Raw genomic sequence first — 323 nt, 5'->3', positions numbered from 1 at the left:
GGACGGGGCGGTGGGGCTGGGGAGAAGCGGGCCGGGGCCCCGGCGCGGGCCGCTCCTGGGGCTGCTTCTCCGCGGGTTTCCCGCCGGGCTCCCTGGCGGGCTCCTCGGTGGCGAGCCCGCCGGCCAGGGCCAGCAGGCGGGTACGGGAGGCGGGCACCGTCGGCGTGACCGGCCGGCGGCCGGGCACCCGGGCGCCCAGCCCGGGCCGTACGTCGCGCTCCGCGTGCCGCAGACAGCGGTCCAGGAGGGCGGCGGCGACCGGGTTCCCCCGCAGCGCCCTGATGGCGGCGAGGTCGTCCGGGGTCGGGCGGTACCCGGCGCCC

At 82.4% G+C, this 323-nt stretch carries 1 pseudogene; it reads right to left on the bottom strand.

From position 1 onward, the window contains the following. A pseudogene (locus ADL01_RS24930) lies at nt 1-323 on the bottom strand (hypothetical protein); the annotation flags it as partial.

The organism is Streptomyces sp. NRRL WC-3618, assembly GCF_001280005.1.
Lineage (GTDB): Bacteria > Actinomycetota > Actinomycetes > Streptomycetales > Streptomycetaceae > Streptomyces.
Note: the sequence above shows the minus strand (reverse complement) of the source record. Positions and strands in the feature narration are given on the sequence as shown.